Here is a 23351-nt window from a genome sequence, read left to right as displayed (position 1 = left end):
GAGATGCACGATGACCCATCCATTTGTTTTTCTTCCTGGCGGGCTGCTTGATTACGCGTCGTTGCGGCCCGAGCAGCTCGAACCGGCTGTTCGTCAGATTCATGATGCCAACCTGGTAGCGCTTGAGCGGATCGTTGCCGATCAGGCGCATTTTCCTGGATGGAATGACCTGGTCCTGGCAATCGAGCGGCTCGACCAGCGGCTGGAGGACACTTTTCACTCACTGGTCCCCCTCGCTTACGAGGGCGAGGATTGGGCCGATGCCGTGGGTGCCTGCCATGGTTTGCTCGGCGGCTGGAAGCGGTCTAAGCATGAATATCCGGGGCTGTTGCAGGCCTATCAACGCATCGACGAGGCGACACTCGACACTGAGCAACGTGTGGTGCTGTCGAGGATTCTCAGGGACTTTCGCCTGGGTGGCTTTCAACTGGGTGGCGCTGAACGAGCCCAATTGCGCGCGACCGAAGCCGCCATAAGCGGGCTCGAACGGCAGTTCATGGACAATCTCAGCGGCGCCCGAAGTGCCGGTGCACGTTTGTTGTCCGATGAATCGCAATTGAGTGGCCTTGACGGACCCCAACGGCAGCGCCTGCGTGACAAAGCCCAGGAAGAGGAGCTGGATGGCTGGCTGATCGACCTGGGGGAAACGACCGTCGAGGCGATTCTCGAATCGGCTGATGATCGCTCGCTGCGTGCCTGGGTCTACCGTGCTTCCCGGTCACTGGCGACGGACCCTGACCACGACAATGCCCAGGTAATGCAAGCGCTGTTGCGTTTGCGACACGAGCGGGCCCAGCTGCTGGGCTTGTCCAACGCTGCCGAGTTCGGGCTCGAGCTGAAAGCTGCTCGTACCACAAGCGAGGTCGAAGCATTCATCAAGGGTCTGATCGAAGAGAACCGTCCCAGGCTGCAGGCCGACCTCGAGGAACTGCAGGAGCGGGCTGACCAATTGGGTATGGGGGCGCTTGAGCCTTCGGATATCGCTTATCTGACCAGGCAACTCAGGGACGATGCTGTCGCCGGGCTGCAACTGCGTGATCGCTTCCCACTCGATACAGCCCTGACCGCTTTGCGCGAGCTGCACGAACGATTGTTCGATATCCGCATGGTGCCGCGTGCCGTCGCGGTCTGGCACGCAGATGTGCAAGTGCTGGAGGTACGCGAACAGGGTAGCGTCCTGGGGTACATCTACCTCGACCTTCACGCGCGTCCTGGCAAAGTGTCCTGGCCGTACTGCTACCCCATGCGTCAGCGCCATGTCGATGCCGACGGTGCGATGACATTGCCAACCACACTGCTGTCGTGCTCCTTCGCACACGGCCCCGATGGGTTTACGTCGCACCTTGGCCACAGCGATTTGTGCAAGCTCCACCATGAGTTCGGCCATGCGCTGCACCAGATTCTCGTGACCCATCGTCACCGTCGCCTCAATCGCACCTTGCCGGCGATGCTCGGCCCGGACAGCTGTGAGTTCGTTGGCATCCTGTTCGAGCAATGGTGCTGGTCCGCACCGGCTCTGCAAGGCGTCACTGCCCTCATGGCGGATACTGCCCCGGTTCCCCTGGAAGCCTTGCGGCGCTGGCTGGCGAGCCGACGGCGGCTGCGAGGCGTGGCCGAGGCCGAGAAGCTGCGTCGTGCCTGGTTCGATTTCATCGCGCATCGCGATAGGGATGCACGTCTCGACCTGCAAGACCTGGCGCGCCAGGCCAGCCATCTGGTCGGGCTCCCTGCGGCGTTCGCGCAGGAGCGTTTCGTCGAGTCTTTCGATTATCTGGTGACAGGTTATGAGGCCGGGTACTACAGCTACAAATGGGCCCAGGCGCATGCCATCGATGCGTTCACCCGCTTCGAGGAACAAGGTGTCGATCAGCGGGAGGTCGCGCGGATAATGCGGCGGGAACTCATGACCAAGATTGCTTTGCGCGGGCTTTCCGCTTCATTCAACGCGTTCGTCGGCCGGGGGCTTTCCCTGGCGGCCTACCGTGACTGGCATCAGCCTGCCTGACGGTACTGGCTATCGATGACGACTCATTATACTGTACAAAAATACAGTAAATGGATTGTCGTCATGTCTACTTCTCCCATCCGCGGCCGCGGCACCGCCAGCAACCCGCACAACCGTTTCGCCCCGAGTCGTGCGGTGGCCGAGGATGACGGGTGGTACCAGGAGGTGCCGATAACCCAGGGCACCGAGGTACGGATCGAGGTGGCGAAGACCATCATCGCCCGCAATACCTCCCCTGACCTGCCCTTCGACCGCTCCATAAATCCGTATCGCGGTTGCGAGCATGGCTGCATCTACTGTTACGCCCGTCCCAGCCACGCCTACTGGGACCTCTCCCCCGGCCTGGACTTCGAAACCAAGCTGATCGCCAAGACCAACGCCGCCGAGGTGCTCGAGCAGCAGTTGAGCAAGCCTGGCTACGTCTGTGCGCCGATCAACCTGGGGTCCAACACTGACCCTTATCAGCCCATCGAGCGCGAACAACAGCTGACCCGGCGTCTGCTCGAAGTTCTGCTGCGCTACCGCCACCCAGTGACCATTGTCACCAAGGGCTCGCTGGTGCTGCGCGACCTGGACCTGTTGAGCGAGCTGGCCAGCCAGCGCCTGGCGCGGGTGATGATCAGCCTCACCACCCTGGACGATGAGCTCAAGCGCACCCTCGAACCACGTGCGGCCGCTCCAAAGGCGCGCCTGCGCGCTATTCGCGTGCTGCGTGAGGCCGGTGTGCCGGTGGGCGTGCTGTGCTCGCCGATGATCCCGATGATCAATGACAGCGAACTGGAGCGCCTGCTGCAGGCGGCGAAGGAGGCCGGCGCGCAGAGCGCGGCGTACATGATGCTGCGCTTGCCGCTGGAGGTGGCGCCGTTGTTCGAGCAGTGGCTGCACGATCACTACCCGCAGCGGGCCGCGCATGTGCTGAGCCTGATTCGTCAGAGCCGGGGCGGTGAACTGTACGACAGCCGCTTCGGTGCGCGGATGCGCGGTGAAGGGGTATTCGCGGACTTGCTGGCGCAGCGCTTTCGCAAGGCGGCCAGGCGGCTGGGGTTCGAAGGGCGTGAGGAGTTGGCGCTGGACTGCAGCGCATTCTGTCCTCCCGGTGCTCAGATGGCGCTGTTCTAGCCAGCGGCTCGTTCAATCGGGAAGTCGAGCTCTATAAGTACAACTAAAGCAACCCAACAATTTCACTCATGCAGCTTGGCATCTGATGCTTTTTTGCTATTATCCAGTTCTCCCCTCTCCTATCCAGAACGCCCGTTCTAGAGCCTGCGCAATTAAGTTTCAGTTAAGTTTCCTACGCTAGCGTGAGTCATGAGTCAGCGGTGACTGTGATTATTTACCCGTGCGCGTCATCTAAATCCCCGCGTCACCCTGATCTTTCCCCGGTAACATGGAATTCACTTTCAAACCGTCCAGAGGATGAATCATGCCCGTCAAGGACCCATCCAAGGTTGTCCCGGCCGCACCCGCCGAAAGCGCCGATGCCGCCCTCAAGCATATCGTCGACGGCTTCCTGCGGTTCCACACCGAAGTCTTCCCCGAGCAGCAAGAGCTGTTCAAGAAACTGGCCACCGCGCAGAAGCCGCGGGCGATGTTCATCACCTGCGCCGATTCGCGTATCGTTCCTGAGCTGATCACCCAAAGTTCGCCGGGCGACCTGTTCGTCACCCGTAACGTCGGCAACGTCGTACCGCCGTACGGGCAGATGAACGGCGGTGTGTCGAGCGCCATCGAGTACGCGGTGCTGGCCTTGGGCGTGCACCACATCATCGTCTGCGGTCACTCCGACTGCGGTGCCATGCGCGCGGTGCTCAACCCGCAATCGCTGGCCAAGATGCCGACCGTTTCCGCCTGGCTGCGCCATGCCGAAGTGGCTCGGACCGTGATCGAAGACAACTGCTCCTGCGGCAGCGAGCACGAAAGCATGCAGCTGCTGACCAAGGAAAACGTCATCGCCCAGCTGCACCACCTGCGCACCCATCCTTCGGTCGCCTCGCGCCTCGCGGCCGGCCAGTTGCACATCCATGGCTGGATCTACGACATCGAAACCAGCCAGATCGAAGCCTACGATGCCGCCAGCGACCGCTTCCTGCCGCTGACCGCAGGCGAGTCGATCCCTTCTGCCACACCGAGAGGCCGCTACTAAGCGACCCCAACACGCTGAACAAGCCTTGATTGCCGGCTGCACCCGATGGGTGCGGCGCGGCCTTCGCCTGCCTTGAATCTTCCTGAATGCCGTGCCGGCAGTCCCGCTGGCGGCCCACGCCTGCGCGTCGTTCAGGCTTCCCCGTGCTAGCGGTCAGCGGAATGGCCGTGAATCTAGAAAGGAGCTACATGGTGAACATGACACAGATAAAGGCGGCCATGCCGCGTGAGTTGCTGGCTTCGGTGGTGGTCTTCCTGGTAGCCCTGCCCTTGTGCATGGGTATCGCCATCGCCTCGGGCATGCCGCCCGCAAAAGGGCTGATCACCGGGATCATCGGTGGCATCGTCGTGGGCTTCCTCGCCGGTTCTCCGTTGCAGGTGAGCGGCCCGGCGGCGGGCCTGGCGGTGCTGGTGTTCGAGCTGGTGCGCCAGCATGGCGTGGCCATGCTCGGGCCGATCCTGCTGTTGGCCGGCCTGCTGCAACTGCTGGCCGGGCGCTTGCGCCTGGGCTGCTGGTTCCGGGTCACCGCACCAGCGGTGGTATACGGCATGCTTGCCGGGATCGGCGTGCTGATCGTGCTGTCCCAAGTGCACGTGATGTTCGACACGGCGCCCCAGCCATCGGGCGTGGACAACCTGCTGGGCTTCCCGGCGACGCTGGCCTCGGCCCTGCCGCTGGAAAGCGCAGGCGCCGGTTGGCAGGCCGGCGCGTTGGGCCTGGGCACCATCGCCATCATGTGGGGCTGGGAGCGCTGGCGCCCGCAACGCCTGCGCTTCATTCCCGGTGCCTTGCTCGGTGTGGCGGCAATGACCGCTGTCAGCTTGTGGCTGGCTCTGCCGGTCAACCGCGTGCAGGTACCTGCGGACCTGTCCGAGGCCATTGACTGGCTGCGCCCCGACGACCTGCTCAAGCTGGCCGACCCGACCCTATTGGTGGCGGCCTTCGCCCTGGCCTTCATCGCCAGCGCCGAGACCTTGTTGTCCGCGGCGGCAGTCGATCGCATGCACAGTGGCCAGCGCTCGGATTTCGACCGAGAGCTGTCGGCGCAGGGTATCGGCAACATGCTCTGCGGCGTGCTCGGCGCATTGCCGATGACCGGTGTGATCGTACGCAGTTCGGCCAATGTCCAGGCCGGTGCGCAGACTCGCGCCTCGGCGATCCTGCATGGCCTGTGGTTGTTGGCGTTCGTCGTGGCGCTGAGCAGTGTGCTGCAACAGATCCCGGTGGCCAGCCTGGCCGGGGTGTTGGTCTACACCGGCGTGAAACTGGTGGACTTCAAGGCGTTCCGCGGCCTGGGCCGCTACGGGCGGATGCCGATGTTCACCTATGCGGCGACGGCCCTGGCAATCATCTTTACCGACTTGCTGACCGGCGTGCTGCTGGGCTTTGCCCTGACCCTGCTGAAACTGGCGCTGAAGGCGGCGCGGTTGAAGATCAACCTGGTGGCGCTGGACGAGCCGGGGCACATGGAGCTTCGCCTTGGCGGCGCGGCCACCTTCCTCAAGGTGCCGGCGCTGACCCAGGTGCTGGATTCCGTGCCGGAGGGAACCACGCTGCACGTGCCGCTCGGCAACCTGAGCTATATCGACCATTCCTGCCTGGAACTGCTGGAGGACTGGGGCCGCAGCGGCGCGGCCAAGGGCTCGCGGCTGGTGCTGGAGCAGCGGCGTCTGAAGCGGCGGGTCGAGGGAAGGTTGCGGACTACGGCGGGGGTTGGCGCTTAGGGTAAGTCTGTAGCGGCCTATCGTGGGGCAAGCCCACTCCCATGATCGAGTTCGTGAGAGCGGGCTTGCCCCGTGATAGGGTCGGATCAGGTCAACTCAGGCCGACTGGCTCAACTCCACGCCCAGCTGGCGCGACAGGCATGGCCAGCGTTTCCAGGCCTCTCCGGTTTCCGGGTTCGACAGCTTGTCGCGATAGTGCTCGACTGACTCCACGGCAAAGCTCTCGTCATCGAGCATCTCGTCCACCGAGTGATGCACCACCTCATCCAGCTGGTTGGCGAAGGTCTCGCCGATCAGCTGGTGGGCGATCAGGTTGGCGACCGTGGTATCCACCGGAATCAGCGGCTGCTGGAAATGGCGGATATACAGGTCGTTGACTTCCTCGACCAAGCGATGCGCCAGGTAGGCCTCGTCCAACAGGCAGTCCAGCCCGACCTGCCCCGCCATCACGCTCGGTGGCTGCAGGAAATAGGCCTCGGCAATCTTCAGGACTGGCTTGATCTGCGATTCGATGCCGGCCTCGAGGGCCACGGTGTGCGCGGCTTCGAGCAGTTCTGGAACCTCGTTGATATAGGCGCCGACGAAGCGGGCCAAAGTACCCTGGGCGTCCTGCTGGGGTAGGTGAATCGAAGGGTGCAGGTGTGGCAGTTGCTTCTCGAGACGGTTTTTCAGTTGGCCTGTGCGGCTCTCATGTTGATGGGCGTTTTCGATCTGCTCGCGTACAGCAGCGATGTTCATGACAACTCCAGGGACAAGGCGTTACAAACGGAAGACACTAAGTTAGCTTGCTTACGAGAATCGCTAAGACGCATTTGTTATATCTCTGAGGCACGTGTAGGAAATTGGCTATATCAATGTGCCATTATTGTGTCCCGGCCCAGTATTCATGCGGCTTTCAGCGCAAACGTTTGGTTGCGTGAAGATCATTTCAGTCCCTGCGTTGCGCCCCATTGGCCGGTGTCTATACTCCGCTTGAAACGTGATTCGTTGATGAGGCCCGGCTGCCTTAAGCAGGGGGCTCGGTCGTCGAAGCCAGGCAGTCTTGGCCACCGTTCCCCCCTTTGTCGTAGCAGGTCGTCCACGCCTCCGGGACTACAAGAACGATAAGGGGAACCCGCAATGATGCGACATCCACATGTCTGGATGGGCCTGTTGCTGTGGTCATTGTTTGGTCAGGCACAGGCAGCATGGACGGTGAACATGGCGCCCGGGGCGACGGAAGTCTCCCACGCGGTGTTCGACCTGCACATGACCATCTTCTGGATCTGCGTGATCATTGGCATCGTGGTGTTCGGCGCGATGTTCTGGTCGATGGTCGTCCACCGCCGTTCCACCGGGCAGCAGGCCGCGCACTTCCACGAGCACACCTGGGTCGAGATCCTCTGGACCGTCGTGCCCTTCCTGATCCTCGTGGCCATGGCCATCCCGGCCACCAAGACCCTGATCGACATCTACGACGCCAGCGACTCGGACATCGATATCCAGGTCACCGGCTACCAGTGGAAGTGGCACTACAAGTACCTGGGCCAGGACGTCGAGTTCTTCAGCAACCTGGCCACCCCCGCCGAGCAGATCCACAACAATTCACCGAAGGACGAGCACTACCTGCTCGAAGTCGACCAGCCGCTGGTGCTGCCGGTGGGCGCCAAGGTGCGCTTCCTGGTGACCGCTGCCGACGTCATCCATTCCTGGTGGGTGCCGGCCTTCGCGGTCAAGCGTGATGCCATCCCCGGCTTCGTCAACGAAGCCTGGACCCGGGTCGAGAAGCCCGGGATCTACCGTGGCCAGTGCACCGAACTGTGCGGCAAGGACCACGGCTTCATGCCGGTGGTGGTCGAAGTGAAATCCAAGGCCGACTACGACACCTGGCTCGGCGAGCGCAAGGCCGAGGCGGCCAAGCTCAAGGAGCTGACCAGCAAGGAATGGACCCTCGAAGAGCTGGTGGCGCGTGGCGACAAGGTCTACCACACCACCTGCGTGGCCTGTCACCAGGCCGAAGGCCAGGGGTTGCCGCCGATGTTCCCTGCCCTCAAGGGCTCGAAGATCGCCACCGGGCCCAAGGAAGCGCACCTGGGCATCGTCTTCCACGGCAAGCCGGGCACCGCCATGGCGGCATTCGGCAAGCAGCTTTCGGAAGTCGATATCGCCGCGGTGGTCACCTACGAGCGCAACGCCTGGGGCAACAACAAGGGCGACATGGTCACGCCGAAGGACGTGCTGGCGCTCAAGCAGGCCGAAGCGCAATGAGCCGGGCTACCCGCGGCAGTCAGTGGATTGCAGGAGACAGGACATGAGTGCAGTGATCGACGACCACGCCCACGGTCATGAACATGCCCACGGCCCGGCCAAGGGCCTGATGCGCTGGGTGCTGACCACCAACCACAAGGACATCGGCACGATGTACCTGTGGTTCGCCTTCACCATGTTCCTGCTTGGCGGCTCGTTCGCCATGGTGATCCGCGCCGAGCTGTTCCAGCCCGGCCTGCAGATCGTCGAGCCGGCATTCTTCAACCAGATGACCACCATGCACGGGCTGATCATGGTGTTCGGCGCGGTGATGCCGGCCTTCGTCGGCCTGGCCAACTGGATGATCCCGCTGATGATCGGCGCGCCCGACATGGCCCTGCCGCGGATGAACAACTTCAGCTTCTGGCTGCTGCCAGCGGCGTTCCTGCTGCTGGTCTCGACCCTGTTCAGCCCCGGTGGCGGGCCGAACTTCGGCTGGACCTTCTATGCCCCGCTGTCGACCACTTACGCCCCGGCCAGCGTGACCTTCTTCATTTTCGCCATCCACCTGATGGGTATCAGCTCGATCATGGGCGCGATCAACGTGATCGCCACCATCCTCAACCTGCGCGCCCCCGGCATGACCTTGATGAAAATGCCGCTGTTCGTCTGGACCTGGCTGATCACCGCGTTCCTGCTGATCGCGGTGATGCCGGTACTGGCCGGCGTGGTGACCATGATGCTGATGGACATCCATTTCGGCACCAGCTTCTTCAGCGCCGCCGGCGGCGGTGACCCGGTGTTGTTCCAGCATGTGTTCTGGTTCTTCGGTCACCCCGAGGTTTACATCATGATCCTGCCGGCCTTCGGCGCGGTCAGCTCGATCATCCCGGCGTTTTCGCGCAAGCCGCTGTTCGGCTACACCTCGATGGTCTACGCCACCGGAGCCATCGCCTTCCTGTCGTTCATCGTCTGGGCCCACCACATGTTCGTGGTCGGCATCCCGGTGGTGGGCGAGCTGTTCTTCATGTACGCCACCATGCTGATCGCCGTACCCACCGGGGTGAAGGTATTCAACTGGGTCAGCACCATGTGGGAAGGCTCGCTGACCTTCGAGACGCCGATGCTGTTCGCCATCGCCTTCGTCATCCTGTTCACCATCGGCGGCTTCTCCGGGCTGATGCTGGCCATCGCGCCTGCGGACTTCCAGTACCACGACACCTACTTCGTGGTGGCGCACTTCCACTACGTGCTGGTGCCCGGGGCGATCTTCGGCATCTTTGCCTCAGCCTACTACTGGCTGCCGAAATGGACCGGGCACATGTACGACGAAACCTTGGGCAAGCTGCACTTCTGGCTGTCGTTCGTCGGCATGAACCTGGCCTTCTTCCCCATGCATTTCGTCGGCCTGGCCGGCATGCCCCGGCGCATCCCCGACTACAACCTGCAGTTCGCCGACTTCAACATGGTCTCGTCGATCGGCGCCTTCATGTTCGGCGCCACGCAGATCTTCTTCCTGTTCATCGTCATCAAGTGCATTCGCGGTGGCGCACCGGCACCAGCCAAACCCTGGGACGGCGCCGAGGGGCTCGAGTGGTCGATCCCTTCACCAGCGCCTTACCACACCTTCCAGACACCGCCGGAAGTGAAGTAGGAGCCTGCCCATGGACGGCTTGTCGCTCAAGCGCCTGGTCAGTCGCCTGCTGATGCTGACCGTGGTGATGTTCGCCTTCGGCTTTGCCCTGGTGCCGATCTACGACGTGATGTGCAAGGCCTTCGGTATCAATGGCAAGACCGGCGGGCAGTACGCGGGCACCCAGGTGAGCGACCCGACCCGTTCGGTGCGGGTGCAGTTCATGTCGACCAATGCCGGCGACATGAGCTGGGAGTTCCACTCCACCGCCGACCAGATCGAGGTCAACCCGGGGGCGGTGAACCAGATGATCTTCGTGGCCCGCAACCCGACCAACCAGCCCATGAGCGCCCAGGCCATCCCCAGCATCACCCCTGCCGAGGCCGCGGCGTACTTTCACAAGACCGAGTGCTTCTGTTTCACCCAGCAGGTCCTGCAGCCGGGCGAGCGCATCGAGATGCCGGTGCGCTTCATCGTCGACCGCGACCTGCCGGAGTCGGTGAAACACCTGACCCTGGCCTACACCCTGTTCGACATCACCGCTCGCCACCCCCCGGTCGCCCACGCCGCGACCGAGGGCGCCCGTTGAGGGAAGGAGATACATCATGGCAAGCCACGAGCATTACTACGTACCGGCGCAGAGCAAGTGGCCGATCATTGCCACGATCGGCATGTTCATCACCGTGTTCGGGCTCGGCACCTGGTTCAACGACCTCAAGGCCGGCCACCCGGAGTCCCATGGGCCGCTGATCTTCTTCGTCGGCGCGCTGTTCCTGGCCTACATGCTGTTCGGCTGGTTCGGCGCGGTGGTCAAGGAAAGCCACGCCGGGCTCTACAGCGCGCAGATGGACCGCTCGTTCCGCTGGGGCATGAGCTGGTTCATCTTCTCCGAGGTGATGTTCTTCCTGGCCTTCTTCGGCGCGCTGTTCTACGTGCGGGTGCTGGCCGGGCCGTGGCTGGGGGGCGACGGGGCCAAGGGTGTGACGCACATGCTCTGGCCCAACTTCGAGTTCGTCTGGCCGCTGCTGCACACACCGGACCCGAAACTGTTCCCACCGCCCAAGGAGGTTATAGATCCGTGGCACCTGCCGCTGATCAATACCATCTTGCTGGTGAGCTCCAGTGTGACCGTGACCATCGCCCACCACGCCCTGCGCAAGGGGCACCGCGGCACGCTGAAGCTGTGGCTGGGGCTGACGATCCTGCTGGGGCTGGCGTTCCTCGCCCTGCAGGCCTACGAGTACCACGAGGCCTACAACAAACTCGGGCTGACCCTGGGCTCGGGCATCTACGGCGCGACGTTCTTCATGCTGACCGGGTTCCATGGCGCGCACGTGACCTTGGGCACGCTGATCCTGTTCGTGATGTTCTGCCGGGTGTTGCGCGGGCACTTCGAGCCGGACAAGCACTTCGGCTTCGAGGCGGCGAGCTGGTACTGGCACTTCGTCGATGTGGTGTGGGTGGGGCTGTTCATCTTCGTGTATGTGCTTTGACCACGGAGGGAACACTTAGAAAGGTGCGTGCGACACCAGTTGCCCACTGATCAGGCCCCAGGCCACCAGGGCGATGGTCAGGGTGGCGAGGGCGACGCGCACGGTAAGGGCCTTGAGCAGGCGGGTCGACTGGTCGTCGTCCTTGACCAAGAACACCAGGCCACTGAACAGGCTGGCGATGGTGGCCAGCAGCATCAGGACAATTGCGGCCTTGAGCATGGCGAAACTCCGGGGGATGCGGTGATGGATACAAGTATAGCGCTCGACCTCACGAGGCCCTGGTGAAGCCGTTTCGCCCAGGCCTGATACCGACCCTGGTGGTGCTTGCGCTGCTACCGGGGTTGATCGCGCTCGGCTGCTGGCAACTGCGGCGCGCCGACGAAAAGCGTGACCTGCTGGCCACCTACACCGAGCGCCAGATCGAGGCGCCGGTCACTGCTGTCCGGTTGCGCCAGCTACCAGACCCGGCGTTCTACCCCGTGCACCTGTATGGCCGGTTCGACGCCGATCACAGCCTGCTGCTGGATAACCAGATGCGCGACGGCAAGGTCGGCGTAGAGCTGTTGCAGCCCTTCCACGACCAGGTCAGCGACCTGTGGTTGCTGGTCAATCGAGGCTGGCTGCCGTGGCCCGACCGTCGCGTGCCGGTCCGCTTCGACACGCCGAGCCAGGCGCTGGCGCTGGACGCCACAGTCTACGTGCCGCCGGGCAAGACCTTCCAACTGCACCCGGACAACCCCGACGGCCAGTGGCCGCAACTGCTGACTGCGATCGATCCGGCCGGGCTCTGGCAGCAGCTGGGCCGGGAGGGCTTTGCCCAGGAGCTACGCCTGCAGCCAGGCCCTGCCGCCTACCGCCTGGACTGGCCGGTGGTCGCCATGGGCCCGGAAAAGCACCAGGGCTACGCCGTGCAGTGGTTCGCCCTGGCCAGCGCGCTGGTCCTGCTCTACCTGTATTTCGGCTGGCATCACAACGACAAGGAGAACCACCATGGCCGCCGCCACGAGTCCACTGGACGTGCCTGACCGCCGCAAGCCCCGCGGGCGCTTGCAACTGCTGTTGATCCTGTTCGTCGTGCTCGGACCGATGATCCTTGCCACCAGCATGTACAAGCTCAAGTTCTGGGTACCGGAAGGTCGCAGCTATCACGGTGTGATGATCGGCAATGGCGAGGGCCGGGCCGATATCGGCATCGATGCCCAGGACGAGCGTTGGCAGCTGTTGGTCAGCGCTCCGGGCGCCTGTGTCGAGGAATGCCAGCAACTGGTGTACCTGGCCCGGCAGATCCAGGTCGGCCTGGGTCGTGATGCCAGTCGCGCCAGCCATGCCCTGGCGGCGGCCCAGCCGCTGGCCGCCGACTACCAGGCGCTGCTGGGCCGCGAGTACCCGCAGTTGCAACGCTACCCGCTGGATGCCCAGCGCTATATCCAGAAGGTCGGCGACACTGCCCCGCAACTGTGGATCGTCGATCCTCACGGCAACCTGGTGCTGCGCTACGACGCCAAGGTCAAGGGCAAGCATGTGCTGGACGACCTGCGCCACCTGCTCAAGCTGTCCAACATCGGCTAGGAGGCTGCCATGGCCAGACCCGGATTCCGCCTTGCTGTGTTCGCCACGCTACTGGCGCTGCTGGTCGTGCTGCTCGGCGCCTACACTCGCCTGACTCACGCTGGTCTTGGCTGCCCCGACTGGCCGGGGTGCTACGGCTTCATCAGCGTGCCCAAGACCGATGCCCAACTGGCCCATGCCGAGCTGCACTTCCCTGAGCACCCGGTGGAAGAAGCCAAGGGCTGGGCGGAGATGGTCCATCGCTATTTCGCTGGCACCCTGGCGCTGGTGATCGCACTGCTTGCCTTCCAGGCTGTACGCCGGCATGCCCATGACGGCCAGCCCTACCGCCTGCCGGTGTTGCTGCTGGGGGTGGTGCTGGCCCAGGCGGCGTTCGGCATGTGGACCGTGACACTGAAACTGTGGCCCCAGGTGGTGACCGCGCACCTGCTTGGCGGGTTCACTACGGTGAGCCTGCTTTTCCTGCTATCCCTGCGTCTATCCCGGGCCTTTGCGCCCTTGCCGAAACTGCCGCTGAGCCTGCGACGGATCGCTGCGTTGGCGCTGCTGGTGGTGACCGGCCAGATCGCCCTGGGCGGTTGGGTCAGCGCCAACTACGCGGCGGTGGCCTGCATCGACCTGCCCACCTGCCATGGCCAGTGGTGGCCGGCGGCGGACTTCAGCAACGGCTTCCACCTGACCCAGCATGTCGGCCCCAATTACCTGGGCGGGCAACTGGACAGCGATGCGCGCACGGCGATCCATGTCAGCCACCGGCTCGGCGCAATGCTGGTGCTGGCGGTTCTATCGATGCTCGGCTGGAAGCTGCACCGCCATGGCCTGAGCGGCCTGGCGCGCCTGGTATTGCTGGCGCTGGCGCTGCAGTTAAGCCTGGGCATCAGCAATGTATTGTTCCACCTGCCGCTGGGCGTGGCTGTTGCCCACAACGCCGGCGGTGTGCTGCTGCTGCTGACCATGGTGCTGGTGAACTACCGCATCCGCGTGGTCGACAAGGTTCGCGTGGGCCATGGCTGGCGCCTGACACCGGTGGTCGGGGGGCAACTCACTCATCACATGAGGAACGATACGTGGCGACGGTTCTGAGCACGGAACGCCAGCGCGCCGGGTGGCGTGACTATCTGGAACTGACCAAGCCGAAGGTGGTGGTGCTGATGCTGATCACCTCGCTGGTGGGGATGTTTCTCGCTACCCGCGCGGGGGTGGCCTGGAACGTCCTGCTGTTCGGCAACCTGGGAATTGGCTTGTGCGCGGGTGCCGCGGCGGCGGTCAACCACGTGGTTGATCGCCGCGTCGATGCGCTGATGGCCCGCACCCACAAGCGCCCGCTGGCCCAGGGCCGGGTCGCGCCCTTGCCGGCACTGCTGTTCGCCCTGCTGCTGGCCGTGGCAGGGATGGTTTTGCTGTTAACGTTCACCAACCCCCTCACCGCCTGGCTGACCCTGGCCTCGCTGCTGGGATACGCGGTGCTCTACACCGGCTTTCTCAAGCGAGCCACGCCGCAGAACATCGTGATCGGCGGCCTGGCCGGGGCAGCACCGCCATTGCTGGGCTGGGTGGCGGTCAGCGGGCACCTGGGCGCCGAGCCCCTGCTGCTGGTGCTGATCATCTTCGCCTGGACACCGCCGCACTTCTGGGCCCTTGCGATTCATCGCAAGGAGGAGTACGCAAAAGCTGATATTCCCATGCTACCCGTTACCCATGGCGAGCGTTACACGGCCCTGCATATCCTGCTCTACACCTTGATATTGCTGGCCGTGAGCCTGTTGCCCTACGCCATTCACATGAGCGGCCCGCTGTACCTGGCCTGTGCCCTGGTGCTGGGCCTGCGCTTCCTGCACTGGGCCTGGGTGTTGTACCGTGGCACCCGGCCGCACGCGGCGATCAAGACGTTCAAGTACTCTATCGGCTACCTGTTCGCCCTGTTCATCGCGTTGCTCGTAGACCACTACCTTTTGCTGAACCTATGACCCGAACCCAGAAAACCGTCTTCATCCTCGTTGCCCTGGTCGCGCTGATCATGGGCCTGACCGTCAACAAGGTGCTCAACGACCGTGGTCAGTTGAACCCCACCGAACTGATCGATGCCGGCATCATCCTGCTGCCGCAGAGCCGTACCGTGCCGGACGTGACCATGACCGACCAGAACGGACAGCCGCTGGTGCTGGACCAGCTCAAGGGCAAGTGGTCATTGCTGTTCTTCGGCTACACCTACTGCCCGGACATCTGCCCGACCACCCTGGCCCAGTTGCGCCAGGTGAAGAGCGAACTGCCCAAGGAGGCGCTGGAGCGTCTGCAGGTGGTGCTGGTGAGCGTCGACCCGAACCGCGACACGCCGAACCAGCTCAAGCAGTACCTGGGCTATTTCGACAAGGATTTCGTCGGGGTGGCGGGCTCGATCGAGGACACCCAGAAGCTGGCCAACGCCTTGAGCATCCCGTTCATTCCGGCCGATACCAGCAAGCCGGGGTATACCGTGGATCACAGCGGCAACCTGGCGGTGGTCGGGCCTGACGGGCGTCAGCGCGGGTTCATCCGTGCGCCGTTCAACAACCAGAAGCTGGTGGCGCAGTTGCCGGGGCTGGTCAAGCGCGACTGACCGCGCAAACGCAGCGCGGGGCTAGCCTTCTCCCACGCCAGGTACTATCCGGCGTGGGAGCGGGCTAGCCCCGCGATTGTCTTAAAGCCTGAATCAGAACGCCGGAACTACCGCGCCCTTGTACTTCTCGGTAATGAACTGCTTCACCTCAGGCGAGTGCAGGGCCTGTACCAGTTTTTTCACCGCGTCCGCGTCCTTGTTGTCCTCGCGGGTCACCAGGATGTTCACGTACGGAGAGTCCTTGCCTTCGATGGCCAGGGCGTCTTTTTCCGGGTTGAGCTTGGCTTCCAGCGCGTAGTTGGTGTTGATCAGGGCGGCATCGACCTGGGTCAGCACACGCGGGATGGTCGCGGCTTCCAGCTCCCGGAACTTCAGGTTCTTCGGGTTCTCGGCGATGTCCTTGATGGTCGACAGGATGTTCGTGTTGTCCTTGAGCTTGATCACTCCGGCCTTGTCCAGCAGCAACAGGGCGCGGCCGCCGTTGGTGGCGTCGTTGGGAATGACCACGGCGGCGCCGGAAGGCAGTTTGTCGAGCTCCTTGACCTTGGTCGAGTACACACCCAGCGGCTCGATGTGCACGCCGGCGACGCTTACCAAGTGAGTGCCCTTGGCCTTGTTGAACTCATCCAGGTACGGCTGGTGCTGGAAGAAGTTGGCGTCCAGGCGCTTTTCCGACACCTGCACGTTCGGCTGGATGTAGTCGGTGAACTCCTTGACCTTCAGTTCCACGCCTTCCTTCGCCAGCTGCGGCTTGACGAAGTTGAGGATTTCGGCGTGCGGCACCGGGGTGGCGGCGACCGTCAGGGTCTCGGCGTGGGCCGAGAAGGCCGCTACCGCGGCGACAACAGCAAGCAGCTTCTTCATTGATCACTCCTTGTGAGGGCCGCGATGGCCCCCGAACGGGTCGGCTGGGCCGACCCCATTGGGGTTACTTACGGGAAAAATGCACGACTAGCTTGTCGCCGATCATTTGCAGTACCTGGACCAGAATGACCAGCAGCACCACGGTGACGATCATCACGTCGGTCTGGAAGCGTTGATAGCCGAAACGGATCGACAAGTCCCCCAGGCCACCGGCCCCGACCACGCCGGCCATGGCGGTGTAGGACACCAAGGTGATGGCGGTCACGGTGATGGCGGCGATGATGCCCGGCATCGCTTCAGGCAGCACGGCCTTGAAGATGATCTGGCGGGTGGTGGCGCCCATCGACTGGGTCGCCTCGATGATGCCGCGGTCCACCTCACGCAGGGCGGTTTCCACCAGCCGCGCGAAGAACGGCGTGGTCCCCACCACCAGCGGCGGGATGGCACCGGCAACGCCCAGCGAGGTGCCGGTGATCAGCACCGTGATCGGGATCATCACGATCAGCAGGATGATGAACGGCACCGAACGCACGATGTTGACGATGGTCGCCAGCACGGCGTAGACCTTCTTGTGCTCGAACATCTGCCGTGGGCTGAACAGGAACAGCACGACACCCAGTGGCAGGCCCAGCAGGATGATGAAGGCCAGTGAGATGAACAGCATGACCATGGTGTCGTTGGTCGCCTGCCAGATCTCGACCCAGTCGACGTTGGCGAAATAGCTGAGGATGTCCATCAACGCAGTACCTCCATATGTACGTCAGCTGCAGTGAAGCGGGCGAATGCCGCCTCCATGTCTCCACCGATCAGGGCAAGGGTCAGCTGGCCATAGGGAATGTCCTTGATGCGGTCGATGCGCCCGGCAAGGATGCTGTAGTCCACGCCGGTTTCGCGGGCCACGGTGCCCAGCAGCGGCGCGTAGGTGGCGCAGCCCTGGAAGGTCAGGCGCACGATGCGCCCCGGCACATGGGCGAAATCGTCGCGTTGTTCATTCTCGTCGACCTGCTCGTCTTCCTGGACGAAACGCTTGGTGGTGGCGTGCTGCGGGTGCAGGAACACTTCGGCCACCGGGCCCAGCTCGACGATCTGCCCGGCATCCATCACCGCCACGCGGTCGCAGACCCTGCGAATCACGTCCATCTCGTGGGTGATCAGCACGATGGTCAGCTTCAGCTCGCGGTTGATCTCGGCCAGCAATTGCAGCACCGAGGCCGTGGTCTGCGGGTCCAGGGCGCTGGTGGCCTCGTCGCACAGCAGGATCTTGGGGTTGGTGGACAGGGCGCGGGCGATGCCGACGCGCTGCTTCTGCCCACCCGACAGTTGCGCCGGGTACTTGCGGGCATGCTCGGAAAGGCCGACACGGGCCAGCAGCTCGGTGACGCGCTTGTCGATCTCGCCACGCGACAGCTCGCCCGCCAGCACCAGCGGCAGGGCGACATTGTCGGCGACGGTCTTGGAGGCCAGCAGGTTGAAGTGCTGGAAGATCATGCCGACCTGCTGGCGGAAGCGCCGCAGCTGGTTCGAGTCGAAGGCGGTGACGTCTTCACCGTCGACCACGATCTTGCCGCCGGACGGCTCCTCGAGGCGGTTGATAAGGCGCAGCATGGTGCTCTTGCCTGCACCGGAGTGGCCGATCAGGCCGAACACCTGGCCATCTTCGATGGTCAGGCTGGTCGGGTTCAGGGCCGGGATATCCCTACCGGCGACGCGGTAGGTCTTGTGGACATTTTGAAACTCGATCACTGAGCGAACCTTGTGGGGCGCATGGAATTTGGGTCAGCGGTTAGCCGGGGCGCGCATTTTAGCCTTTTCCCCTGCGTGTTCTTAGCATTTATTTCGTCACGCTCCAATCCAATCGGCATAACGCGACGGTCGGCAATCCGATTGAACGCATTCAAGGGCGGCCCAGTCACTACTTCAACTAGCCCGAATGGGCAGCCTGAAGACTGATGAGGAGAGCCGAAGATGCCCAGCAAGAAGCCCCTGGCGCCGCAGCCGAGCACGGTCGCCGGCACCGACACCCCGGACAAGGCCAACACCAACGCCAAACTGCAGAGCTTGGAAGCGTTTCGCAGTGACGCCAGCGGCCAGGCGTTGCGTACCAACCAGGGGGTGAAGATCGCCGACAACCAGAACAGCCTTAAGGCTGGAGCTCGCGGGCCTTCGCTGCTCGAAGACTTCATCATGCGCGAGAAGATCACCCACTTCGACCATGAGCGCATACCCGAGCGCATCGTCCATGCCCGCGGGACCGGCGCCCATGGCTACTTCCAGAGCTACGGCTGCCATGCCGAACTGACCAAGGCCGGTTTCCTGCAAGATCCCGAGAAAATCACCCCGGTGTTCGTGCGCTTTTCCACCGTGCAGGGTCCACGCGGGTCGGGCGACACGGTGCGCGACGTGCGCGGCTTTGCGGTGAAGTTCTACACCGATGAAGGCAACTTCGATCTGGTCGGCAACAACATGCCGGTGTTCTTCATCCAGGACGCGATCAAGTTCCCCGACTTCGTCCACGCGGTCAAACCCGAACCGCACAACGAGATGCCCACCGGTGGCTCTGCCCACGACACCTTCTGGGACTTCGTTTCGCTGGTGCCGGAATCCGCGCACATGGTCATGTGGGCGATGTCCGACCGGGCCATTCCGCGCAGCCTGCGCATGATGGAAGGCTTTGGCGTGCATACCTTCCGGTTGATCAATGCCCAAGGCGTGGCCAGCTTCGTCAAGTTCCACTGGAAGCCGCGCCAGGGCGTGCACTCTGTGCTGTGGGACGAAGCCCAGAAGCTTGCCGGCAAGGACACCGACTACCACCGCCGCGACCTGTGGGAAGCGATCGAGACCGGTCATTACCCGGAATGGGAGCTGGGCGTGCAGATTGTGCCGGAGGCCGACGAGCACAAGTTCGACTTCGACTTGCTCGACCCGACCAAGATCATTCCAGAGGAGCTGGTGCCGGTAACCCCGCTGGGCAAGATGGTCCTCGACCGCAACCCAGACAACTTCTTTGCCGAGGTGGAGCAGATCGCCTTCTGCCCCGGGCATATCGTGCCGGGCATCGATTTCAGCAACGATCCGTTATTGCAGGGCCGGCTGTTTTCTTACACCGATACCCAGATCAGCCGTCTGGGTGGGCCGAACTTCCATGAGATCCCGATCAACCGTCCTGTTGCGCCCAACCACAGCGGCCAGCGCGATGCGATGCATCGAATGACCATCGACAAGGGTCGGGCGTCCTACGAGCCCAACTCGATCGATGGCGGCTGGCCGAAGGAAACGCCCCCCGCCGCGCAGGATGGCGGTTTCGAAAGTTATCAAGAGCGCATCGACGCTCATAAGATCCGCCAGCGCAGCGAGTCGTTCGGCGATCATTTCTCCCAGGCGCGGCTTTTCTTCCAGAGCATGAGCCCCACCGAGCAGCAGCACATCATCAAGGCCTACAGCTTCGAGCTGGGCAAGGTGGAGCGCGAGACGATCCGGGCGCGGGAGGTGAACGAGATCCTGGCCAATATCGACCTCAAGCTGGCAGCTGCCGTGGCGGCCAACCTCGGCTTGCCCGCGCCGAAGGCCGGGACGGTTACGGTCAAGGCCAGCAAGCCGGCGCAATCCGAGGCACTGAGCCAGATGAATCACCCCGGTGACATCGGTATCAGTGGACGCAAGATTGCCATCCTGATGGCTGACGGCGTGGACGATACGAGCGTCGACAAGGTGGTCAAGGCGCTGGAGGCACAGCGTGCGCGTCCGATGCTGCTGGGGCCGACCTCGGCACCGGTCAAGACTGCCGGTGGCAAGCAACTGCCGGTGGATGCGTCGATGGAGGGCATGCCGTCGGTGATGTTCGACGGCGTGTGGGTGCCGGCGGGCAAGGCTTCGCTGGAGGCGCTGGAAAACAGCGGCGTGGCCAAGCACTTCCTGCTCGAGGCTTACAAGCATCTCAAGCCCATGGGCGTAGCCAGTGAAGGCAAGCTGCTGCTGAACAAGCTGGGGCTCAAGGAGGATGCGGGGCTGCTACTGGGCGATGACCAGAAGGCGTTCGAGGCCTTCTTCAAGGCAGTCGAGGGGCACCGGGTGTGGGCGCGGGAGGCGGCTGCCGAAGCTATTCCTGCTTAATCGGGGGCTGCTCTGCAGCCTATCGCCGCGGTTCGTCCACGACAAGCCGGCTCCCACAGATTGTAGGCGTTCCCTGTGGGAGCCGGCTTGTCGGCGATGAGGCCCGGACAGGTTTATTGCTGATGGGGAATCAACACCACCTGCGCCGGCAATGAACGCTGGATCTCATGCTTCTGCTTCAGCTCGAATCCACTGTCGAGCTTGCGCACCCGCTTCTGCAGAAGGGTCTTGAGCCAAGGCGCATCCTCGGTGCGCGGCACCTGGAACACTACCTCGCACTGATAACTCACCACGTCCGCCGCGATATCGTCCAGTTGGCGACGCATGGCGCGGCTATCGGTGGTTTTAAGTGCCACGACGGTGGTCGGCGCGGTGGGGTCGATCACCCGGGCCTTGGGCTTGGACTCGGCAGCCTTGAGCGCCGCTTCGGCCTTTTCCAGTTCGGCCTTGCGGGCCTGGGCCACGGCATCGCCGCCGGTCAGGGCCGGGGCTTGCGGCATCAGCGCGCGGGCGCGGGCCAATGCCGTGGCAGCGGCATTCACATCGCCCTTCTGCAGGACGATCTGGCTACGGCGCAGGTAGGCCTCGGCCAGCTGACGCTGATGCGGTTCGAGGCGGGCATCATCCGGCGCCTGGCCCTGCAAGGCGACCAGTTGATCTTCGGCGGTGGCCAGCTCGTTGCTGGCGATGCTTTGCTCGAGCTGCTGCCAGGCATCGGGCTGGGCAGGCGCCACCGGCTGTTCGGCTGGCTTGCTGGAGCAGGCAGCCAGGAACAGGGAAAACGCGGCAACAAGCAGATAACGTGAGGCGAACGGCTTCATTCCTGCGACTCTCTATTTGCGCAAAAAGCGAGCAAGTCTACACCCAGGTGCGCACGCTCGAAAACAGGTCTTCTCAGACTCGAAAGCTGCGAAAAGGTTGCAGGATGCGCCTGCGCGCACCCTGAAAATTCAGCGTTTCGGCAACGCCAGGCTCAGCAAGAATAGCACTGCCGCACAGACCACGATCGAAGGCCCGGCCGGGGTGTCCTTGAACCAGGACAGCGCCAGACCCCCGCAGACCGCGGCAACCCCCAGCAGACTGGCGCCCAGGGCCATCTGCTCCGGTGAGCGGGCGTGACGCTGTGCCGCGGCGGCCGGGATGATCAGCAGCGAGGTGATCAGCAGCACACCGACTATCTTCATCGCCACCGCAATCACCACGGCGATCAGCAGCATCAGCGCCAGGCGCAGGCCGGTCACCGGCAAGCCTTCGACCATCGCCAGTTCCTCGTGCACGGTCACCGCCAACAAGGGGCGCCAGAACATCGCCAGCAGCACCAGCACCAAGGTGCTGCCACCGAGGATCCAGGCCAGGTCGGTTGGGCTGATCGCCAACAGGTCGCCGAACAGGTAGGCCATCAGGTCGATGCGCACATCGTGCATGAAGCTCAGCACCACCAGCCCCAGCGACAGCGTGCTGGGGGCGAGGATGCCGAGCAGGGTGTCCGAGGCCAGGGGCTGGCGCTGCTGCAGGGTCACCAGCAGGATCGCCAGCAGCAGGCAGCCAACGGTCACTGCCAGCGCCGGGCTGACATCCAGGGCGAAGCCCAGGGCCACGCCGAGCAGCGCGGCATGGGAAAGGGTGTCGCCGAAATAGGCCATGCGCCGCCACACCACGAACGAGCCCAGGGGGCCGGCGACCAGCGCCAGCGATACACCGGCAAGCAGGGCGTAGAGAAGAAAATCAGCCATGCTTGCAGTGCTCTCCGTGAACATGGGCGCCGGGGGCGATAACCGAACCGTGCAGGTCGTGGCTGTGATCGTGATGGTGGTGGTAGATGGCCAGGCTCGGGGCGTTCTGGCCGAACAGCTCGACGAAGGCCGGATCGTTGCTGACCTGCTCCGGGTGGCCCGAGCAGCACACGTGGCGGTTGAGGCAGACCACCTGGTCGGTGGCACTCATGACCAGGTGCAAGTCGTGGCTGACCATCAGCACGCCGCAGCCGTGGCGGTCGCGCAGGCGGGTGATCAGGTTGTACAGCTCGGTCTGGCCAACCACGTCGACCCCCTGCACCGGTTCGTCGAGTACCAGCAGCTCGGGCTCGCGCAGCAGCGCGCGGGCCAGCAGCACGCGCTGCATCTCGCCACCGGAGATGGTCTGGATCGGGCTGTCGATCACTTGCTCGGCGCCGACTTCCTGCAACGCCGCCAAGGCTGCCGCACGGTCTACACCGGGCACCAGGCGCAGGAAGCGCAGCACCGACAAGGGCAATGTGGCGTCTACCTGGATCTTCTGCGGCATATAGCCGATGCGCAGCCTGGGCTTGCGCCACACCTTGCCGCGATGCGGCTTGAGCAGACCCAGCACGGCGCGCACCAGGGTGGTCTTGCCGGCGCCGTTGGGACCGATCAGGGTAACGATCTGGCCCGGCGCCACCGCCAGGTCGATGCTGTCGAGCACCGCTTCGCCAGCGAAGCTGACGCCGACCTGCTCGAGGCGGATCAGGGCATCGCTCATGCCTTGCCCCGGCAGTTGCCGCACAGGCCGACCACTTCGACGGTTTGCGTCTCGACCGCGAAACCCACGGCATTGGCGCTGCTGACGATGGCGTCGCTGATGCTGTTCTGCTCCAGCTCGATGGCCACGTGACATTCGCGGCAGATGAGGAACTGTCCCTGGTGCGCGTGCTCGGGATGGCTGCAGCCGATAAAGGCATTGAGCGAGGCGATGCGGTGCACCAGGCCGTTTTCCAGAAGGAAGTCCAGGGCGCGATAGACGGTCGGTGGCGCAGCGCGGCGGCCGTCCTGTTCGCTGAGCACGGCGAGGATATCGTAGGCGCCCAGCGGCTTGTGGCTCTGCCACACCAGCTCCAGCACGCGGCGGCGCAAGGCGGTCAGGCGCAGGCCCTGACGGTTGCACAGCGCGTCGGCCTCGGCCAGCGCACTGTGGACGCAATGGGAGTGATCGTGGGGACGGTGGGCCAGCGGCGTGATGGACATGGGCAGC

General features: G+C 63.7%; 23 protein-coding genes. 14 read left to right on the top strand and 9 right to left on the bottom strand.

Going from position 1 to position 23351, the window contains the following annotated elements; all coding sequences use genetic code 11:
* Nucleotides 1-10: 10 nt before the first annotated feature.
* The 4 genes from C3F42_RS16900 to C3F42_RS16885 all read left to right on the top strand — a co-directional run bounded on the left by C3F42_RS16900 (nucleotide 11) and on the right by C3F42_RS16885 (nucleotide 5872).
* Nucleotides 11-2005 (top strand): M3 family metallopeptidase, encoded by a 1995-nt coding sequence (locus tag C3F42_RS16900; RefSeq protein ID WP_104444661.1) that lies wholly within the window; start codon nucleotides 11-13, stop codon nucleotides 2003-2005.
* Nucleotides 2006-2068: 63 nt separating this feature from the next.
* A complete protein-coding gene (locus C3F42_RS16895) occupies nucleotides 2069-3124 on the top strand; it encodes a PA0069 family radical SAM protein (protein ID WP_371920580.1) in 1056 nt (351 codons plus the stop codon).
* A gap of 304 nt (nucleotides 3125-3428) precedes the next feature.
* On the top strand, nucleotides 3429-4148 hold the full coding sequence (locus C3F42_RS16890) for a carbonic anhydrase (protein ID WP_023628961.1): 720 nt from the start codon (nucleotides 3429-3431) through the stop codon (nucleotides 4146-4148).
* Nucleotides 4149-4336: 188 nt separating this feature from the next.
* Entirely contained in the window at nucleotides 4337-5872 is a 1536-nt protein-coding gene (locus C3F42_RS16885; RefSeq protein WP_023628962.1) for a SulP family inorganic anion transporter, read from the top strand.
* Between the two features lie 96 nt (nucleotides 5873-5968).
* On the opposite strand, the gene C3F42_RS16880 is transcribed toward C3F42_RS16885, so the two are convergent.
* Nucleotides 5969-6610: a hypothetical protein gene (locus tag C3F42_RS16880; protein WP_023628963.1), complete on the bottom strand. Its 642-nt coding sequence runs from the start codon at nucleotides 6608-6610 to the stop codon at nucleotides 5969-5971.
* Between the two features lie 381 nt (nucleotides 6611-6991).
* On the opposite strand from C3F42_RS16880, the gene coxB reads away from it, so the two are divergent.
* From coxB to C3F42_RS16860, 4 genes are read left to right on the top strand one after another with little or no spacing between them, the layout of a single operon-like run.
* Complete coding sequence (gene coxB / locus C3F42_RS16875; RefSeq protein WP_023628964.1) at nucleotides 6992-8119, top strand: cytochrome c oxidase subunit II; 1128 nt, start codon at nucleotides 6992-6994, stop codon at nucleotides 8117-8119.
* 43 nt (nucleotides 8120-8162) lie between these two features.
* Nucleotides 8163-9752, top strand: a complete 1590-nt coding sequence (ctaD, locus tag C3F42_RS16870) for a cytochrome c oxidase subunit I (protein ID WP_023628965.1) — start codon at nucleotides 8163-8165, stop codon at nucleotides 9750-9752.
* A gap of 10 nt (nucleotides 9753-9762) precedes the next feature.
* The gene (locus C3F42_RS16865) at nucleotides 9763-10320 is read left to right on the top strand and encodes a cytochrome c oxidase assembly protein (protein WP_038707108.1); all 558 of its coding nucleotides are present in this window, start codon (nucleotides 9763-9765) and stop codon (nucleotides 10318-10320) included.
* Nucleotides 10321-10336: 16 nt separating this feature from the next.
* Nucleotides 10337-11224: a cytochrome c oxidase subunit 3 gene (locus C3F42_RS16860; protein ID WP_031314487.1), complete on the top strand. Its 888-nt coding sequence runs from the start codon at nucleotides 10337-10339 to the stop codon at nucleotides 11222-11224.
* A 15-nt stretch (nucleotides 11225-11239) separates the two neighbouring features.
* Here C3F42_RS16860 and C3F42_RS16855 read toward each other — a convergent pair whose 3' ends face one another.
* Nucleotides 11240-11443 carry a twin transmembrane helix small protein gene (locus C3F42_RS16855; protein WP_023628968.1) on the bottom strand — a complete coding sequence of 68 codons (204 nt, stop codon included), beginning with the start codon at nucleotides 11441-11443 and terminating at the stop codon, nucleotides 11240-11242.
* 62 nt (nucleotides 11444-11505) lie between these two features.
* On the opposite strand from C3F42_RS16855, the gene C3F42_RS16850 reads away from it, so the two are divergent.
* Genes C3F42_RS16850 through C3F42_RS16830 form a run of 5 tightly spaced genes read left to right on the top strand, consistent with a single transcriptional unit; the run spans nucleotide 11506 to nucleotide 15389 of the window.
* Nucleotides 11506-12249 carry an SURF1 family protein gene (locus C3F42_RS16850; protein ID WP_104444659.1) on the top strand — a complete coding sequence of 248 codons (744 nt, stop codon included), beginning with the start codon at nucleotides 11506-11508 and terminating at the stop codon, nucleotides 12247-12249.
* Nucleotides 12215-12793: a hypothetical protein gene (locus C3F42_RS16845; RefSeq protein ID WP_046853607.1), complete on the top strand. Its 579-nt coding sequence runs from the start codon at nucleotides 12215-12217 to the stop codon at nucleotides 12791-12793. The genes C3F42_RS16850 and C3F42_RS16845 overlap by 35 nt, the downstream gene beginning before the upstream one ends.
* A 9-nt stretch (nucleotides 12794-12802) precedes the next feature.
* The gene (locus C3F42_RS16840; RefSeq protein ID WP_104444658.1) at nucleotides 12803-13876 is read left to right on the top strand and encodes a heme A synthase; all 1074 of its coding nucleotides are present in this window, start codon (nucleotides 12803-12805) and stop codon (nucleotides 13874-13876) included.
* Nucleotides 13861-14760, top strand: a complete 900-nt coding sequence (cyoE, locus tag C3F42_RS16835; protein ID WP_094010799.1) for a heme o synthase — start codon at nucleotides 13861-13863, stop codon at nucleotides 14758-14760. Before C3F42_RS16840 ends, cyoE begins: the two co-directional genes overlap by 16 nt.
* On the top strand, nucleotides 14757-15389 hold the full coding sequence (locus tag C3F42_RS16830) for an SCO family protein (RefSeq protein WP_028688687.1): 633 nt from the start codon (nucleotides 14757-14759) through the stop codon (nucleotides 15387-15389). Before cyoE ends, C3F42_RS16830 begins: the two co-directional genes overlap by 4 nt.
* 93 nt (nucleotides 15390-15482) lie before the next feature.
* Here the strand turns inward: C3F42_RS16830 and C3F42_RS16825 are convergent, their stop codons facing one another.
* The 3 genes from C3F42_RS16825 to C3F42_RS16815 all read right to left on the bottom strand — a co-directional run bounded on the left by C3F42_RS16825 (nucleotide 15483) and on the right by C3F42_RS16815 (nucleotide 17996).
* Nucleotides 15483-16253, bottom strand: coding sequence for a MetQ/NlpA family ABC transporter substrate-binding protein (locus C3F42_RS16825; protein ID WP_023632565.1), 771 nt, complete (start codon nucleotides 16251-16253; stop codon nucleotides 15483-15485).
* 64 nt (nucleotides 16254-16317) lie between these two features.
* Nucleotides 16318-16989, bottom strand: a complete 672-nt coding sequence (locus tag C3F42_RS16820; RefSeq protein WP_023632566.1) for a methionine ABC transporter permease — start codon at nucleotides 16987-16989, stop codon at nucleotides 16318-16320.
* A complete protein-coding gene (locus tag C3F42_RS16815) occupies nucleotides 16989-17996 on the bottom strand; it encodes a methionine ABC transporter ATP-binding protein (protein WP_038707111.1) in 1008 nt (335 codons plus the stop codon). The genes C3F42_RS16820 and C3F42_RS16815 overlap by 1 nt, the downstream gene beginning before the upstream one ends.
* 222 nt (nucleotides 17997-18218) lie before the next feature.
* Here C3F42_RS16815 and katE point away from each other — a divergent pair, with 222 nt between their 5' ends.
* On the top strand, nucleotides 18219-20363 hold the full coding sequence (katE, locus tag C3F42_RS16810; RefSeq protein ID WP_094010795.1) for a catalase HPII: 2145 nt from the start codon (nucleotides 18219-18221) through the stop codon (nucleotides 20361-20363).
* Between the two features lie 113 nt (nucleotides 20364-20476).
* On the opposite strand, the gene C3F42_RS16805 is transcribed toward katE, so the two are convergent.
* The 4 genes from C3F42_RS16805 to zur all read right to left on the bottom strand — a co-directional run bounded on the left by C3F42_RS16805 (nucleotide 20477) and on the right by zur (nucleotide 23344).
* A complete protein-coding gene (locus tag C3F42_RS16805; protein ID WP_023630229.1) occupies nucleotides 20477-21184 on the bottom strand; it encodes a PA5502 family lipoprotein in 708 nt (235 codons plus the stop codon).
* A gap of 129 nt (nucleotides 21185-21313) precedes the next feature.
* On the bottom strand, nucleotides 21314-22096 hold the full coding sequence (gene znuB / locus C3F42_RS16800) for a zinc ABC transporter permease subunit ZnuB (protein ID WP_104444657.1): 783 nt from the start codon (nucleotides 22094-22096) through the stop codon (nucleotides 21314-21316).
* The gene (gene znuC / locus C3F42_RS16795) at nucleotides 22089-22862 is read right to left on the bottom strand and encodes a zinc ABC transporter ATP-binding protein ZnuC (protein ID WP_023633007.1); all 774 of its coding nucleotides are present in this window, start codon (nucleotides 22860-22862) and stop codon (nucleotides 22089-22091) included. Before znuC ends, znuB begins: the two co-directional genes overlap by 8 nt.
* A complete protein-coding gene (gene zur, locus C3F42_RS16790; protein ID WP_046853615.1) occupies nucleotides 22859-23344 on the bottom strand; it encodes a zinc uptake transcriptional repressor Zur in 486 nt (161 codons plus the stop codon). Before zur ends, znuC begins: the two co-directional genes overlap by 4 nt.
* Nucleotides 23345-23351 lie beyond the last annotated feature (7 nt).

The sequence above is a fragment of the Pseudomonas sp. PONIH3 genome, from assembly GCF_002934345.1.
GTDB lineage: Bacteria > Pseudomonadota > Gammaproteobacteria > Pseudomonadales > Pseudomonadaceae > Aquipseudomonas > Aquipseudomonas soli.
Note: the sequence above shows the minus strand (reverse complement) of the source record. Positions and strands in the feature narration are given on the sequence as shown.

Excerpts from the sequence above, each read along its gene's own strand:
- C3F42_RS16860 (WP_031314487.1), top strand. The coding sequence starts at position 10,337 with ATGGCAAGCCACGAGCATTACTACGTACCGGCGCAGAGCAAGTGGCCG.
- znuB (WP_104444657.1), bottom strand. The coding sequence starts at position 22,096 with ATGGCTGATTTTCTTCTCTACGCCCTGCTTGCCGGTGTATCGCTGGCG.
- znuC (WP_023633007.1), bottom strand. The coding sequence starts at position 22,862 with ATGAGCGATGCCCTGATCCGCCTCGAGCAGGTCGGCGTCAGCTTCGCT.
- C3F42_RS16890 (WP_023628961.1), top strand. The coding sequence starts at position 3,429 with ATGCCCGTCAAGGACCCATCCAAGGTTGTCCCGGCCGCACCCGCCGAA.
- C3F42_RS16895 (WP_371920580.1), top strand. The coding sequence starts at position 2,069 with ATGTCTACTTCTCCCATCCGCGGCCGCGGCACCGCCAGCAACCCGCAC.
- C3F42_RS16825 (WP_023632565.1), bottom strand. The coding sequence starts at position 16,253 with ATGAAGAAGCTGCTTGCTGTTGTCGCCGCGGTAGCGGCCTTCTCGGCC.
- C3F42_RS16820 (WP_023632566.1), bottom strand. The coding sequence starts at position 16,989 with ATGGACATCCTCAGCTATTTCGCCAACGTCGACTGGGTCGAGATCTGG.
- C3F42_RS16885 (WP_023628962.1), top strand. The coding sequence starts at position 4,337 with ATGGTGAACATGACACAGATAAAGGCGGCCATGCCGCGTGAGTTGCTG.
- C3F42_RS16865 (WP_038707108.1), top strand. The coding sequence starts at position 9,763 with ATGGACGGCTTGTCGCTCAAGCGCCTGGTCAGTCGCCTGCTGATGCTG.
- C3F42_RS16845 (WP_046853607.1), top strand. The coding sequence starts at position 12,215 with ATGGCCGCCGCCACGAGTCCACTGGACGTGCCTGACCGCCGCAAGCCC.
- C3F42_RS16840 (WP_104444658.1), top strand. The coding sequence starts at position 12,803 with ATGGCCAGACCCGGATTCCGCCTTGCTGTGTTCGCCACGCTACTGGCG.
- zur (WP_046853615.1), bottom strand. The coding sequence starts at position 23,344 with ATGTCCATCACGCCGCTGGCCCACCGTCCCCACGATCACTCCCATTGC.
- C3F42_RS16830 (WP_028688687.1), top strand. The coding sequence starts at position 14,757 with ATGACCCGAACCCAGAAAACCGTCTTCATCCTCGTTGCCCTGGTCGCG.
- ctaD (WP_023628965.1), top strand. The coding sequence starts at position 8,163 with ATGAGTGCAGTGATCGACGACCACGCCCACGGTCATGAACATGCCCAC.
- katE (WP_094010795.1), top strand. The coding sequence starts at position 18,219 with ATGCCCAGCAAGAAGCCCCTGGCGCCGCAGCCGAGCACGGTCGCCGGC.
- C3F42_RS16805 (WP_023630229.1), bottom strand. The coding sequence starts at position 21,184 with ATGAAGCCGTTCGCCTCACGTTATCTGCTTGTTGCCGCGTTTTCCCTG.
- C3F42_RS16855 (WP_023628968.1), bottom strand. The coding sequence starts at position 11,443 with ATGCTCAAGGCCGCAATTGTCCTGATGCTGCTGGCCACCATCGCCAGC.
- C3F42_RS16900 (WP_104444661.1), top strand. The coding sequence starts at position 11 with ATGACCCATCCATTTGTTTTTCTTCCTGGCGGGCTGCTTGATTACGCG.
- C3F42_RS16880 (WP_023628963.1), bottom strand. The coding sequence starts at position 6,610 with ATGAACATCGCTGCTGTACGCGAGCAGATCGAAAACGCCCATCAACAT.
- coxB (WP_023628964.1), top strand. The coding sequence starts at position 6,992 with ATGATGCGACATCCACATGTCTGGATGGGCCTGTTGCTGTGGTCATTG.